The 15065-nt window shown below is 38.1% G+C and carries 11 protein-coding genes; 6 read left to right on the top strand and 5 right to left on the bottom strand.

Going from position 1 to position 15065, the window contains the following annotated elements; translation table 11 throughout:
• Positions 1-47 precede the first annotated feature (47 nt).
• The gene (locus PERMA_RS07745; RefSeq protein WP_012676083.1) at positions 48-650 is read left to right on the top strand and encodes an anthranilate synthase component II; all 603 of its coding nucleotides are present in this window, start codon (positions 48-50) and stop codon (positions 648-650) included.
• Here the strand turns inward: PERMA_RS07745 and PERMA_RS07740 are convergent.
• Entirely contained in the window at positions 628-4503 is a 3876-nt protein-coding gene (locus tag PERMA_RS07740; RefSeq protein WP_012675229.1) for a translocation/assembly module TamB domain-containing protein, read from the bottom strand. The genes PERMA_RS07745 and PERMA_RS07740 overlap by 23 nt on opposite strands.
• Positions 4504-4568: 65 nt before the next feature.
• Between PERMA_RS07740 and PERMA_RS07735 the strand changes: the two genes are divergently transcribed.
• Genes PERMA_RS07735 through PERMA_RS07725 form a run of 3 tightly spaced genes read left to right on the top strand, consistent with a single transcriptional unit; the run spans position 4569 to position 8200 of the window.
• A complete protein-coding gene (locus PERMA_RS07735; protein WP_012676934.1) occupies positions 4569-5573 on the top strand; it encodes a tetratricopeptide repeat protein in 1005 nt (334 codons plus the stop codon).
• 9 nt (positions 5574-5582) lie between these two features.
• Entirely contained in the window at positions 5583-6842 is a 1260-nt protein-coding gene (gene serS, locus PERMA_RS07730) for a serine--tRNA ligase (protein ID WP_012675855.1), read from the top strand.
• Between the two features lie 11 nt (positions 6843-6853).
• The gene (locus PERMA_RS07725) at positions 6854-8200 is read left to right on the top strand and encodes a glucose-6-phosphate isomerase (protein WP_049756070.1); all 1347 of its coding nucleotides are present in this window, start codon (positions 6854-6856) and stop codon (positions 8198-8200) included.
• 45 nt (positions 8201-8245) lie between these two features.
• Here the strand turns inward: PERMA_RS07725 and PERMA_RS07720 are convergent, their stop codons facing one another.
• A complete protein-coding gene (locus PERMA_RS07720) occupies positions 8246-10630 on the bottom strand; it encodes a hypothetical protein (RefSeq protein ID WP_012675330.1) in 2385 nt (794 codons plus the stop codon).
• A 133-nt stretch (positions 10631-10763) separates the two neighbouring features.
• Here PERMA_RS07720 and secD point away from each other — a divergent pair, with 133 nt between their 5' ends.
• Positions 10764-12302, top strand: a complete 1539-nt coding sequence (secD, locus tag PERMA_RS07715; protein WP_012676757.1) for a protein translocase subunit SecD — start codon at positions 10764-10766, stop codon at positions 12300-12302.
• 9 nt (positions 12303-12311) lie between these two features.
• On the top strand, positions 12312-13253 hold the full coding sequence (gene secF, locus PERMA_RS07710; protein ID WP_012676467.1) for a protein translocase subunit SecF: 942 nt from the start codon (positions 12312-12314) through the stop codon (positions 13251-13253).
• Here the strand turns inward: secF and PERMA_RS07705 are convergent.
• The 3 genes from PERMA_RS07705 to PERMA_RS07695 are packed head-to-tail and all read right to left on the bottom strand — an operon-like array spanning position 13244 to position 15058.
• Positions 13244-13669: a hypothetical protein gene (locus tag PERMA_RS07705; protein ID WP_012675602.1), complete on the bottom strand. Its 426-nt coding sequence runs from the start codon at positions 13667-13669 to the stop codon at positions 13244-13246. The two genes, secF and PERMA_RS07705, sit on opposite strands and share 10 nt — an antisense overlap.
• Positions 13656-14549, bottom strand: a complete 894-nt coding sequence (locus PERMA_RS07700) for an ROK family protein (RefSeq protein ID WP_012675630.1) — start codon at positions 14547-14549, stop codon at positions 13656-13658. The genes PERMA_RS07705 and PERMA_RS07700 overlap by 14 nt, the downstream gene beginning before the upstream one ends.
• On the bottom strand, positions 14549-15058 hold the full coding sequence (locus PERMA_RS07695) for a type 1 glutamine amidotransferase domain-containing protein (protein WP_012676135.1): 510 nt from the start codon (positions 15056-15058) through the stop codon (positions 14549-14551). The genes PERMA_RS07700 and PERMA_RS07695 overlap by 1 nt, the downstream gene beginning before the upstream one ends.
• Between the last annotated feature and the right edge of the window lie 7 nt (positions 15059-15065).

The following is a 15065-nucleotide window of genomic DNA, read 5'->3' as shown; positions in this document are numbered from 1 at the left end:
TTTTTGGTATATTAAATTTAGCCTTAAAAATTTTTTAGGTGGAAGATATGAAGATATTTATGATTGATAATTACGACTCATTTACCTACAACATAGTCCAGTACTTTTTTGAACTTGGAGCTGACGTTACAGTAAAGAGAAATGATGAGATAAGACCTGAAGATATAGGCAGTATAGAGAATATTGATGCTATTGTTATATCTCCAGGTCCATGTACGCCAAATGAAGCTGGAATATCTGTTGATGTTATAAAGATGTACAAAGGGAGATATCCTATACTTGGTGTGTGCCTAGGTCACCAGTCTATAGGTGCTGCATTTGGAGCTAAAATAATAAAGGCTAAATGTTTAATGCATGGAAAAACATCTGATATATACCACAACGGTGATGATCTTTTTAAAGGTATACCTTCACCTTTTAAAGCTGTGAGATACCACTCCCTTGTTATTGATAGAGATACACTTCCAGAAGATATTGAGATAACTGCATGGACTAAAGAAGATGACGAGATTATGGGAATAAAACATAAGAGATACCCTATATGGGGTGTCCAGTTTCATCCAGAATCAATACTTACAGACTTCGGTAAGATACTGTTAAAAAACTTTATGGAGCTTGCAGAGAGTTTTAAAAGTCAAAAGGTAGGCTGAAGTTTATATCAAACTCCCCTTCTCCAGTCTCAAAACTTCTGAACTGGAATGATGTTCTCTCTGTTATTTTTATACCAAGCTCATACCATCCTGAAGCCTGAAACTCCTGTGTTTCTGTAAGAGGTTTTGAAAGAGCTATATATATCCTTCTTGTTAGAGGTCTTTTTGCGTATATTGATGCTGTTATACCCTGTGTTGGAGAGTACTGGGGATTAAGGAGTACCTCAAAACCTGTATTGAAAAGACCTTTCCCCTCCGTGTCCTTGAAAGGTATGAGTGCGTATATTATCTTACCTATCGTTTTGAACACAGGTATGTTCTCAAGTGCTGCAGGTGTGTCCTTCAGAAGAAGTATTGAAAGTATCTCGTCCCTTGATTTTGGAGGGCTTGATGAGAAATCTATTCTCGGTTTTTTGACGGATCCATAGATATTTATAAATATAAATGTATCCGCAACAGATGTTGAAAGACGGGCATTTATATAAGCCTCATTATCTATAATACTTATATTTGCGTAATCTATGTTGTATCTGTTTTTCATATAGTTTATCCTTCCGTAGATGATATTAAACTCACCGTTTACTAAAGGTGAAGATAAAGCTCCTGTTACACTTACCCTTCCCTCACCGTAAGCATTACCCCATCTTCCATAAAGATATACAGGACTGTAGGTTGAGATATGCAGATCAAGTAAAACCTTCTTGAGTATCTGTTTCTGCTCAACCTTCTCTTTTGCTGTAAGTATCTTTTTCTGTTCTTTCTTTTTGAAGGAGTCTATAACAGACTGATCTATTCTTACCCTCCCACCTAAGTAAACCTCTCCCTTTATACTCTGTGTAACAGTTTTGTCCTTCTCTTGGGATGTTATATCCAGTCTTGAACTGATATTCCCAACAAATATATTGCTGTATTTTATCGGGAGCATATTTATATCAATCTTATAACTGTTTTTAAGATACTTAATAAAACTCTCCCCTTTGACAGAAAGAAAGCTCTCACCAAAAAGTGTTGATGGGGTTACCCCATACAGATCTATATCCAGCTTTCCCTCAGAAAGATCAAGTTTTACCTCTTTAAACTCAATAAGATCTCTTGTGTATGGTGTTTTTATCTTGAGGTTGTCAGATCTCAGTGTAAGAATTATCTGATCTATAGGATCTTTTATACTCCCGTCATATCCTGCGTAAAAGTTTATAAAGCCAGCAGCAGATCCAAGCTGTATGGCCTCAGAGATAAGCTGTTTGTTAATTCTTCCCTCGGCAGATAGATAAAGCTTTTGAGTCCTGTAATTGTAACTCAGAATATCTATAAGGCCTGATATCATTCCGTCAAACTTTATACTCTTTGTATAGACAACATCATCTTTTATACGTATTTTGAAAGGCTGAGTACCCGTTACAGGAACTTTATTTCTGAACAGCTGAAGTCTCTCTACTGATAAAAAACCATCAAGGGTTTTCTTTCCTTTTGGAAGATAGATCTCCCCTTTTATACTTTCAGCCCTAAGACCTGCCCTATCATTTATAAAAAATCTGATCTTATCAGCTGATATATCTATCTTTGGCAGAGGTGAAAAATGGTAGCTGTAACTGACAAAATTCTCTGAGAACTTCTTCTCTCTCATATACATCTCATTAAATAAAACACCTGAAACCTTTTTAAAATCACCATAGAAGTTAAGATTCTGAACAGATCTCAGATCTCCCTTCGTAAGTGAGGAGAATATATCCCCTGATATGACATTTTTCCCTGTATCAAACGTTCCATTTAGAAAAAGATTGAAAGAATCTAAAATATCAAGACCTGTAAGCTTTACCTGAAACATCCCCTTCTCATTTATCATACTGAAGCTTCCTGAAAGATCGCTGATCTTCCTTCCTTTAAGAGAGAAATCCTTTCTGAATATATACGCACTTATATTTCTGTATTTTTTTGATATCTCACCTATAACTTTTGTGTTTACATAATCACCTGCGTCAACAACAAACGCTTCAACATCCGGAAGATCCATATAAATATCCCATTTTTTTCTATCAGCGGTTATCTTTAGCTCTCCAGTCCCATTCAGGGGGTAAACCCTTTCAAAAAGTGTAGGGAGTATACCCTTCAGATAATCAGAAGTAAATCTCAGATCAGCATCTTTAAAATTAAGTGCGATATCCAGTTTAAAAGGCTTTATATTCACAGAGATATCAGATCTGATTGATCTATCAGGTGTGTCAGCCCCTATATATATATTCTTATCCCTGTGAGAGTATGAGAATGATGCCTCAAGTAGAGGGATATGCATATTTTTGTAATAGAAATCCCTTACCTTACCATTTATATCAACCTTCAGGCTGTCTAAACTTCCGTAAACAGATCCTCTTCCGTATACATCCCCTTTTATTTCCAACTTTTTGATTACTTTCAGATCCTTCAGCCTGAGGTTCTCAAACAGTGTTTCCAGATCAATATACCTGCCGTTAATACTCCCCCCAGCATACAGATAACCATCTTCTCTGTTCAGTATAATATCAAGGTTTGTTACGGAAAGATTAAGATCTGTAAAGCTGTTTAATGTTCCGGTATCATACTCAAGACCGTAAACATAGGCATTCTTAATATCAATTGATGTTTCTAAAGATCTTTTTAAAAGATCTATATCAATCTTACCACTAATATCAGCGTCTATATCCTTTATGTCAGCCTTTTTTAAGATATCAGAAAGCTTTGCATACTTTATATAAATATCTACCTTTCTCTCTTTATCTGAGATTTTAGAACCGAAAGATCCGGAGATATTCTCAATATGGAAATCCCCTTCAGCTGATATGTAATCTCTTTTCTTTTCAGCTAAGAAATCAGATCTTATATCGTGAAAGCTGTAATCCTTGAATACAAACCTTTTAGAACTGAAGCTGTTTTTTGAGTGTAAACCTTCCCTTTTAAGATTTATATCAGATAAAAGACTAAGATCTTCAAACCTGTACCCTTTATAAACCAGATCATCTGAAGAGAATGTATTTATCAGTCTGAATATACCTGTGTATATGATCTTCAACTCACCTTTTATTTCTGAAGCTGATATATCACCATAGATAAGCCTGGATGTTTTATAATCCACAACACCTGAGATATCCCCCTCAACCTTTGATATGTTAAGATTTAAGTCCATCTTTCTTACAGAAAGATCTTTAAAGGAGAAATTCCTTAAAACCCCTTTCCCTTTAACAAAAAAGTCTCCATTAAAATGGATAAACCCCTCAAGATCAAAATAGTTTTTATCTTCCCTCAGTTTCAGTCTGTCAATATATATCCTGTCAGCCCTTTTTATCTTACCTTCCAGCTTTTCAACCTGAACTAACTTACCTTCAAAATCTATACTTACAGGTCTTTTAGTGAAAAATCTGTAATCCTCTTCGTAAAAGTTAATTCCGGATATCTTTACATCCCTATTCCCTTTGATAGTTATCTCACCATCCTCAAGGTGTATATCGGTGTAGATTGAGATAAGATCAAGTATAAGAAGATTAAAACCTTTCCTCTTTTTCTTACCAGTTATACTGATCTCACCATCTAAACGCTCAATAAAAAGATCAATCGCCTTTTTTTCATAGAAAAGATTCCTGAGATAGAGATCGGCCTCAACATTCCTCAGTCTGAAATCAAAACTCTTTCTGTCTGTGATATCTATATAACTACATATTATTTTTGAGTTTCTGTAACGACAGTCGTCCTGAACATATATACCGAGATTTTTTAAAAATATTCTGTAGTTTGTGATAATGAAATATCCTGTTAGAACAATAATGGATAGAAAGATTATCGCTATAAAAAAAGATGCTAAAATTTTTAAATATACATTTTTCATTATATTTTAAATTTAGTACTGTTAGTAGTAAAATTATACCAGTTTTTAAATGGAGGGAAGATGCTATGGCTACGGACGCTTTTAACTTACTACAGCAGGCTATAAACGCATATAAAACAGAAAATTATGAGATGGCGATCGTTTATCTTGATGATGCTATTGTTCAGGATCCAGATATACCGGAAGTATACTTCTGGAGGGGGAAAGTTGCCGTTAAGGATCTTAATGATGAGGTTGTGGAGACAGCGATCGCTGAGTTTACTCAGGCTATAAATCTCAAACCAGATTACTGGGAAGCTTACTTTGAAAGGGGAAAAGTTCATCTTTACTTTGAGAGACTGAAGGAGGCTGAAGCTGACTTCAAAAAGGTTGTTGAGCTCAATCCGGATTTCAAGGATGTGTACTCCTACCTTGCACAGATAGAAATCCAGAGGGGAAATGACTCAAAAGCTATGGAATATCTCAATAATGTTACGGAAGGTGGAGATTACAAGTATTACTACAACCTTGGAAAGATATTTTTAAATGCAAAAAGCTATAAAGCTGCTATTGAAAACCTTTCAAAAGCTTTAAGTGAAAACAAGTATCTTGTTGATGGATACTACCTGAGGGCAAAGGCCTATGAAGCTCTTGAGATGTATAAGGAGGCTCTTCAGGATCTGAAGTCTGCAGCCATGCTTATGCCTGAAGAGAAAAAGTTTTTCACAGATATGGCAAATGTTTACTTTAAGAAAGCAAAAAGAAAGGCTGATGAAGGGGATATAAGAAGATCAGCAGATCTTTTTGTAGAGGGACTTAAGATAAACTACAACCTTAAGATAGAACCTGAGTATGAGAGGATTCTTGAAGAGGCTGCTAAGGACGCTATGAGTAAAGGTGAGTATCAGCAGGCTGTTTTATACCTTGAGTTTGCAGAGAGGGTTGTTGAAAACCAGTATGAGGATCAGCTTGATTACGAGACATACTTCAGGAAGATGCAGGATATCCAGTCACTTATGAAAGAGGCTGTTAAAGGACTACCTCTTAAAGAGAGGATAAAGAAAAAACTTAACGATATATACGCAAAGTAGAGGTGGAGAATGTTAGATATAAAGCTGATTAGATCTAACCCTGAATTTGTGAAGGAGAGATTATCAAAGAGAGACCCTGCATACGAGAAGATGATTGATGAGATACTTGATGTTGACGAGGAGAGGAGAAGGATAATAAAGGAGGTTGAGGATCTCAAAGCAGAGAAAAACAGACTATCTAAAGAGATAGGTCTTCTTTTCAGAGAAGGTAAAAAAGAAGAAGCAGAAAAAGTAAAGGATGAGGTTCAGGCAAAAAACAAAAAGATAGAGAGGCTTGAGAGGGATCTTAAGGATATTGAAAAAAGGTTTAACTACCTTCTTCTCACAGTTCCAAACATTCCCCATGAGACAGTCCCAGTAGGTGAGGATGAGGAGGACAACGTTGAGATAAGAAGATGGGGAGAACCGAGAAAGTTTGATTTTGAACCTCTACCACACTGGGATATTGGGGAAAAACTCGGGATACTTGATTTTGAAAGGGGAGCTAAACTTTCAGGCTCAAGATTTACAGTTATGTACAGTGAAGCAGCAAGATTAGAGAGAGCGTTGATAAACTTTATGCTTGATCTTCATACAAAAGAACACGGATACACAGAGGTATGGACGCCTGTCCTTGTCAGATCAGAGATACTTGTAGGAACAGGACAGCTACCAAAATTTGAGGAAGACCTTTACAGAATAAGTGAGGAGGATCTTTATCTCCTTCCAACAGCTGAGGTATCACTCACAAACCTGCATGCTGGAGAGATACTGAAGGAGGAAGAACTCCCAAAGTACTACACTGCGTACACACCCTGTTTTAGAAGGGAAGCAGGATCTCACGGAAAAGATGTGAGAGGAATTCTCAGACAGCACCAGTTTGATAAGGTTGAGCTTGTTAAGATAGTAAAACCAGAAGACTCGTATGAAGAGCTTGAAAAGCTTGTAAGAGAGGCCGAAAAGGTATTACAGCTGCTTGAGCTTCCATACAGGGTTGTTGAGCTTTGCACAGGTGATCTCGGTTTTTCAGCAGCAAAAACATATGATATAGAGGTATGGATACCTTCACAGAAAAGGTACAGGGAGATATCTTCATGCTCAAACACAGAGGACTTTCAGGCGAGGAGAGCGAAGATAAGATTTAAGGATAAAGATGGTAAAAACAGGTTTGTTCACACACTTAACGGATCAGGTCTTGCAGTAGGAAGAACACTCCTTGCGATAATGGAGAACTACCAGAGGGAAGACGGAAGTTTTGATATTCCGGAGATCTTAAAAAAATATATGTAAGGGGGCAGGTGGTGATAAGGATAGATTACACAAATGTTATGGCTGAAACTATAGGCGAGAGGGACGGTATACTAAGGGAGGAGCTACTGTCATTCAGACATTTTGTTATAGAAACACACGCAAGAATACAGAAGGAAAAGGAGAGAAAGTTTTACTTCGCAAAGCTTCCATACCAGGACACACAGGAGATAAAAGAGTTCGCAAAAGAGATATCTGAAAGATTTGATTACTTTGTTCTCATAGGTATTGGTGGGTCTTCACTTGGAGCCCAGATGCTTTTTGAGAGTTTAAAAAGCATAAATCATAATATCTATGACAGGCCTAAATTTTTCATAATGGATAATGTAGATCCAGACAAGTTCAGCTCAATTCTGGAAATTATAGATATTGAGAAAACATGTTTTAATGTTGTCTCAAAATCAGGTTCAACTGTTGAGACTATAGCAAACTTCGCCATAGTTCTTGATATTCTGAAAAAGAGATTAGGTGAAAGATGGAATGAGCATCTCGTTTTCACAACAGACCCTGAAAAGGGTTTTTTAAAGAGATTTGGTGAAGAAAACAATATAAAGATACTTCACGTTCCACCAAAGGTTGGAGGTAGGTTTTCAGTTTTATCTCCTGTAGGAATATTTCCTGCAGCTGTTCTTGGGATAGATATAGATCAGCTCCTTGAAGGTGCTAAAAAGATGGATCTTGTATGCTCAATTGAGGAGCATGTTGAACATAATCCTGCCTATCTTATAGCAATAACACATTACATAGCAAATATGAGAAGGGGAAAAACAATATCAGTTATGATGCCATACAGTGAGAAACTCTCATCATTTGTTGACTGGTACAGACAGCTCTGGGCTGAGAGTTTAGGAAAGGATGGACTTGGACAGACACCAGTAAAGGCTCTTGGAACTGTAGATCAGCATTCACAGATACAGCTGTACAGAGACGGTCTGAGAGACAAGATAATAACATTCATCCAGGTTGAGAGAAGGGCAGAGGATTTTAAGATCCCGGATGAGATCCCGGAGGATATACATTACCTATCCGGACATACATTACACGAGATACTTAACAAAGAACTCCTTGGAACAAAAGCGGCTCTTATAAAAAGCAAGGTTCCAAATATAACCATATCTATGGATAAAATCTCACCATACAATATAGGGATGCTCATATACCTTTACGAGATGGCAACAGGATTCTCAGGTTATCTGTACAAGATAAATCCTTTTGATCAGCCGGCTGTTGAGGAAGGTAAAAATTTCACTTACGCTCTTATGGGAAGAGAAGGTTACAGCCAGAAACTTGAAGAGTTTGAGGAGCTGTACAAGGAAAAATACAAGATAGAGATACAGTAAAAAAGCCCCCTCTATAAGAGGGGGAAAGAAAAATTGAGGCAGGATTTACATCCATCCTTCCTTAACTATCTTTGAAGATCTCTCATATGGATACTTTTTAACAAGCTCCTCAACTGAAAGCTTCTGATCTCCTTCCCTCATAAAATGTATCAAAACAACAGAAGCCCAGTAATCATTCTCATACTTTGTTCCAGCAAGCTGGACAGGAACACCTTTTTTATTGACCGTATGGCAGGCAGCACATGTTACAGGTCCTGCATACTTTCCATCAGGTGAAAACTGTAAAGCCTGCTGGTGTGTTGTTAGATCAACAGTTCTCTCAGGCCCTTCATACCTTACAGGGTAAAGGCCATGTATGGACTCATGACATGACTGACACGCTATTGAACCATGAGCTTTAGAGTATCTGTAAAGAGAGTATTTATTGGGCTGATCTATTGGGAAGTACTTCCCACCTTCACTTTCAACAAAAGGAGCTATATGACAGTTTGCACAGTGAGGTTCAGCTGGAGCAAGCCACCAGTCCTTGCCTGCAGATGCAGCATCGTAAGGGACAGGATCTCCCTCTTTTGCATTCCATGGGAGGAGCTTGAGTTTTCCTTCTTTATCCTTTGTTGCCTTTACGAGTGTTGCCCCTTTATGTTTAGCATAAAGATCGTATACAGGATTCTGTTCCTTCGTTATCTTAGGATCAGCATAGTAATCTCTGAACTTTTTATAATCACCTCCTGCTATAACTTTTATTATCTCTTCAATAGATTTATTCCTTAATGTTTTACCTTTCTGTAAAACAACATCTTCAAGGTTATCATACCTGTAAAGCTCTATATTAAGTCTGTTGTGGCAGTTAGTACAGGTAAGGCCTCTTATCTCATCTATAGGATTTCCGTTCTCATCAACCTTACTCACATTTCTCAGATACCATTTACCAAGCTCATTTAGGAAGAAAGGAGGTTTCACATCAGGATTTGAGTGGGCATCCCTTCTGAGATAACAGCCACCTCCTGCAACCCTGTGATCTGAGTCTGAGAATCTTGGATTTCCATTATCATCAACAATCTGGAAAGGATTTGTTGCAAAATCGTTCATCTCCTCAGCCTGCCAGTGTGTAGGATGACATGCCTGACAGTTCTGGGTTCTGCCTCCCTTATCAGGCATAGGTATGGCAACAGCATGCTTCGCATGTATCGCCTCTGTTAGAGGTTTTGCCTTTTTAAGTTTATAACCTGTAGCTGTAGGTCTTGGAGACTGTAGGTTACCTGATATGTTGTCCCCATGACAGTCTGCACAGTAAACAACACCCACAGAACCAAGTCTGTTCGTAGGTGCCTCAGGGTTATACTCCTTTAAAAACTCTGTCCCATGTCTTTTATCATGAAGTTCAAGAATATTTATAGACGCCTGTGACTGTCTTGCCATAAACTCAGATATGTCAGGGTAATGCTTCTTCCAGTATTCATACTCCTGATCAAACTTTGTAAGACCTGCCTGTCTTGCCATTCTTGCCGCAAGACCCTCTCCTGAGTGGCAGGTATAACAGTTCGGTATATCAACAGGGTTTGTTCCAAAGAAAGACACAACCTTACCATTTATCGTTACAGGTCTCCCATCCTCCCTGTGAAGCTCAACAACTGAATACTGGTAAGGCTGGAAATCTTTGTTCGTTATAGTTCTTATTGTTCCCTTTCTTCTACTGTCATTAAATGCTGTAAGAGGAAGTCCAAGAGCATCCCATATAAATGAGGCTGTAAGAACAAGAGGAACATTTTTTACCTCTGGAACCATACTGTCTGTAAAAACGATATTACTACCTTTAGCACCTGCAAAATCCATATATCCACCTGATAGAGGCTTACCGCTCGGACCTGCATCTATAGGTATCTGTATCTCATTTCCTATTCTCAATCTTTTCTTTATTGACCATTTCTTCGGTATAGTTCCCTCAAGATCCTGATATATAAAGAGATGAGTCCAGACATAGTTTGCGAGATTGTCTCCAGGATCATTCATATCCCCATCACCATTAACATCCTTTGGTACCTGCCAGTATCTCATCTTGTTTCCTTCACTGTAGCTGTTGTCCCTCACGTAGTAGTAAAGCTTTACCTTGTCATCAGGTGTTAGCATCTGTGGAAGCTTTCCATCCATTCCTGATTTAAAAGCCTGTGCCTGAATACTGTTGTAAGGAGGGATCACACAGCAGTAAGACATATCAAATCCAACACAGTGCATACCAAGCTCATAGTTTATAAAGATGTTGTAAGGATTTTTTGGATTGAACGCGTTTATAACTTTATCTTTTACCGTCACCTTAACAGGATTCAGAAGATCAAATCCAAACGGTGGATCCTTACTGTAATCCTTTCCAGAAGAAGGATAGAATATTAATCCTGCAGCAACTGCAGCTGTAAGTATAAATTTTCCTCTCATCGCCCACTCCAGATAGATTTATTACCTAATATATATTAAATATATTTCTGTTATGTTTCAATAATCCGGTATGTAATAATCAGACAGATGATGTATAATAAGCTTTTGTAAAAAGATTAATAAGGGGTGAAATTTGAAAGAGGATATAAAACTGAAGTTAGTGGTTGTATTCGCAATCCTTGTAGCCTCACTTTACTTTATATTCACAAAACCTATCAAGCTTGGACTTGACCTTCAGGGAGGGATGAGTATAGTCCTTGAGGTTGATGTTGATCACGTTATAAACACACAGTACAAACAGCTCGTAAGGGATATAGAGAAAAAGCTGAAGGATAACGGAATAGAGGTTCTAAGCGGCAAGGTTGTAAACGGTAAAGCTGTTGTATCACTTCTTGATCCAACAACTGTAAACAGAGCTTTAAAGATAATAAAAGATGAGTTTCCACAGGTAAAGGTGGAGACGGAGAACGGAAATCTTGTAGTTCAGCTACTGCCCTGGGAGCTTGACAGGATAAAGAAGATGACAGTCCAGCAGGCTGTTGAGACTCTGAGAAACAGAATTGATGAGTTTGGCACATTAAACCCCAATATTGCAAAGATGGGAGAGAGGAGAATACTTGTTGAACTCCCAGGTGTTGTTGATCCTGAAAGGGCAAAATCAATCATAGGTAAAACGGCACAGCTTGAGCTTTTAGAGGTTGTAGACACAGCATTCAGTAAAGAGGAGCTTCTTAAAAAATACCCTGATGGTCTTCCTGAAGGAACGAAGATACTTGAAGGTCCTGAGGAACATATAAACGGACAGACAGTGAAAGAGTGGTTTCTTGTAAAGGACACACCTATAGTAACAGGTTCAATGCTTAAAGATGCAAGAACAACGATAGATCAATCCGGAAAGCCCGCTGTTAATTTTGAGTTAACCTCTGAAGGAGCGGAGATATTCGGTGAAGCAACAGCAAAGATGATCGGAAAAAGACTTGCAATAGTCCTTGATAACAAGGTTATATCCGCTCCAGTTGTAAGATCAAGGATATCATCAGCAGGTCAGATAACAGGTAATTTCACACCTGAGGAAGCTGCCGATCTTGCTATAGTTTTAAGGGCGGGGGCTTTACCTGCACCTGTTCACATACTTGAAGAGAGGGTTATAGGTCCAACACTTGGTAAGGACTCAATAGAAAAAACTGTTAATGCAGGTATAGCTGCTCTTGTTCTTGTCGGACTTTTTATGCTCTGGAGATACGCCGTATCAGGATTTATATCAATTGTGGCACTTATATTTAACGGTATACTTCTTTGGGCTGTTATGGTATTCCTTGATGTTACACTTACACTTCCTGGTATAGCAGGTATAATCCTGAATATAGGTATGGCTGTTGATGCTAACGTTATCATATTTGAAAGGATAAAAGAGGAGATGAAAAGGGGAAGAACATTAAGGGTTGCTGTTGAAGAAGGATTTAAAAGAGCATGGGATGCCATACTTGATGCCCAGATAACAACACTCATAGCTGCATTTGTCCTTTTCCAGTTTGGAACTGGTCCTTTAAAAGGTTTTGCTGCAACCCTATCAATAGGAACTATAACATCAATATTTACCGCACTTTTTGTTACAAAACTTTTCCTTGATATAGTTCTTGGCGGTAGAAAATCACTTAAATACGCATTTTAGAGGGAGAAGATGAGAAATTTTCTGAACGAGCCTCCAAATATAGATTTTTTAAAGATAAAAAAACAGGGGTACATATTCTCCATACTTCTTGTACTTCTGAGTCTCGGTGTTATTTTCACAAAGGGTTTTAATTTCGGTCTTGATTTTACAGGTGGGACATCTATACAGGTTAGATTTTCTGAGCCTGTTAATACAGGAGATGTGAGGAACGCCTTAAGGATAGTGAATCTTCAGGACTCTGTGATCCAGGAGATAGGAACTGACAAAAGGGAGTATGAGATAAGGGTCTCTCTGAAAAAGGGAAAGTCTGCTGAAATATACGCAAAGGTTAAAAAAGCTCTTGATGAGAAATTTAAGGATAAGTATGAGATCAGAAAGATGGACTATATAGGAGCTGTTGTTGGTGAGGAGCTGAGAAAGGCAAGCGTTTACTCCATAGTTGCCGTTCTTGTGGCTATACTGATATACGTCAGCTACAGGTTTGAGCCTGTTTTCTCACTTGGAGCTGTTATCCCCCTTTTCCATGATGCTATTATCACACTTGGTATCTTTGCCCTTTTCGGGATAGAGGTTAATCTTGCTGTTATAGCGGCTATACTTACAGTTCTGGGATACTCTCTTAACGACACAATAATAATATTTGACAGGATAAGGGAGAATATAAAGATAAGAGGTAAGAAAAATCTACAGCTTCTTGTGAATCAGAGTATAAATGAGAACCTTGCAAGAACAATAATAACTTCAGGAACAACACTTTTCTCCGTTTTAGCTCTATACCTTTTCGGTGGTGAGTCTTTAAAAGGATTTGCTTTAGCACTTTTAATAGGTATAGTATTTGGAACATACTCATCTATATATGTTGCATCACCGATAATTGTTGATCTTGAAAGATTCTTAAGGAAAAAAACATCAGGATCAAAAGCCGAGAAAGAGAAAGCTCCTCAGGTCTGATCTTTAAAGATCAATACATACTCACAGATAGATCTGAGGAAGTTCTCCCCGTCTATATAAACTTTTCCTTCTTTACTGGATAGACGGATATACTCAGTCCTTACCATCCCTGCTTTAAAAAGAAGATCCGGATCTTTTATCTCTAAAGAATAAGAATCTCCATCTAAAAAGAAGATATCCTCAAACTCATCAGACCTTATCTTCAGATACTCATCAACAGTTATATCAAGTATCCTTTCATCTATACCAAGTCTTAACCTTAGCTGGTCTTCAGTACATACAGATAAAAGCTGTACATCTTTCCCTTTAAAAATGAAACTGATCTGATCTGAAAGCTGGACAGCTGATTTTTCAGATGTGAGTATAACGGAGAATGAGTTTCCAAGTGCGTTATATATAAGATTACCTACTTTCATTTTCCGCATACCCAAGAGCCCCATAAGCACCGCTGAACTCTTTTAATTCCGCCCTTTTAACAGTAAGATCCCTGAACGGAAGGTGAAAGGCTATATTTTTGAGATTTGATACAGCCATATCTACAACAGCAGGATAGTTCTCCGTTATACCTCCAGCAAGAACAATCCTGTCAGGGTTAAATATATGAACGATATTCATCAATCCTACTGAAAGATACTCGGAAAATCTTTCCATAGATCTCATAGCTGTAAGATCACCTTCGTTTGCAAGTGTTATTATCTGCGATGAGCTTATCTTCTGATCTGTGTAAAGGTAGTATATCCTCTCAAGCCCGTACGACGATACATAGGACTCAAGACATCCTTTTCTCCCGCAGTGGCATGGGAGACCGTCCATCTCAATGGTTGTATGACCTATCTCCATAGCTGAGCCTGATACACCCGTAAGAAGTTTTCCATTTATGACAGCTCCTCCACCAAGACCCGTTCCAAGTGTAAGGCATATAAGTATCTCAGACCCCTTCCCTGCTCCGTAAAGATACTCCCCGTATGCAGCGAGAGATGCGTCATTCTCAATATAAACAGGTATCTTTAAAGAGTTTTCAAGCTCATCTTTAAATGGGAAGTTCTCCAAAGGCTTTATATTGGGCGATGCTGTTAAAACTCCTGTCTTTTTGTCTATAAGACCTGCTACAGCAACTCCTAAAATATCAGGTCTGTATTTTTTTACTATCTTCCTTATCTCATCTACTATAAGATCAGGTCTGTTTTTTGAGATTATCTCTCTTATGTAAACCTTCCCTTTCTCTATATCATCACCTTTTTTGTATACGAACTTTATAAAAGTTCCGCCTATATCAATCCCAAGATATCTTCTCATCATCTCTCTCTCAGCATTGCTGTCAGTATCTTCATCATCTCAGGCATGGCTTTAGGGTCTGTTGCTGTCACAATATTACCATCAACCTCAACAGGCTTTCCGGTATAAATAGCACCTGCATTTTCTATATCATCCCTTATTGAGAAAAATGCTGTTATCCTCTTTCCTTTTACTATCTTTGCAGATATTAACGCCCAGGGTCCATGGCATATAGCCGCTACAATCTTTCCTTTTTTATACATATTCCTTATAAACTCAATCGTTTCCTTGTCCCTTCTGAATCTGTCGGGTGCGTATCCTCCCGGAACAAAAACCGCATCATAGTAGTCTGCCATATCAGGATCAACCCTCTTAGATGCGTGGAAGATCATACCTTTCTTTCCTGAAAACTCTCCAACCCTCGGAGCTAAAACATCAACTACATAACCCTCTTCCATAAATCTGTAAAGTGGGTATATAAACTCAACATCCTCAACAAGATCCTCAAGAAGAATAGCTATCTTTTTCATAATGCCC

The sequence above is a fragment of the Persephonella marina EX-H1 genome, assembly GCF_000021565.1.
In the GTDB taxonomy this organism is placed as follows: domain Bacteria; phylum Aquificota; class Aquificia; order Aquificales; family Hydrogenothermaceae; genus Persephonella; species Persephonella marina.
The sequence above is the reverse complement of the archived record's forward strand: the minus strand, read 5'-3'. Positions and strand labels throughout refer to the sequence as shown.

Coding starts and splice junctions, on each gene's coding strand:
- PERMA_RS07745 (WP_012676083.1), top strand. CDS start 48: ATGAAGATATTTATGATTGATAATTACGACTCATTTACCTACAACATA.
- PERMA_RS07740 (WP_012675229.1), bottom strand. CDS start 4,503: ATGAAAAATGTATATTTAAAAATTTTAGCATCTTTTTTTATAGCGATA.
- PERMA_RS07735 (WP_012676934.1), top strand. CDS start 4,569: ATGGCTACGGACGCTTTTAACTTACTACAGCAGGCTATAAACGCATAT.
- serS (WP_012675855.1), top strand. CDS start 5,583: ATGTTAGATATAAAGCTGATTAGATCTAACCCTGAATTTGTGAAGGAG.
- PERMA_RS07720 (WP_012675330.1), bottom strand. CDS start 10,630: ATGAGAGGAAAATTTATACTTACAGCTGCAGTTGCTGCAGGATTAATA.
- secF (WP_012676467.1), top strand. CDS start 12,312: ATGAGAAATTTTCTGAACGAGCCTCCAAATATAGATTTTTTAAAGATA.
- PERMA_RS07705 (WP_012675602.1), bottom strand. CDS start 13,669: ATGAAAGTAGGTAATCTTATATATAACGCACTTGGAAACTCATTCTCC.
- PERMA_RS07700 (WP_012675630.1), bottom strand. CDS start 14,549: ATGAGAAGATATCTTGGGATTGATATAGGCGGAACTTTTATAAAGTTC.
- PERMA_RS07695 (WP_012676135.1), bottom strand. CDS start 15,058: ATGAAAAAGATAGCTATTCTTCTTGAGGATCTTGTTGAGGATGTTGAG.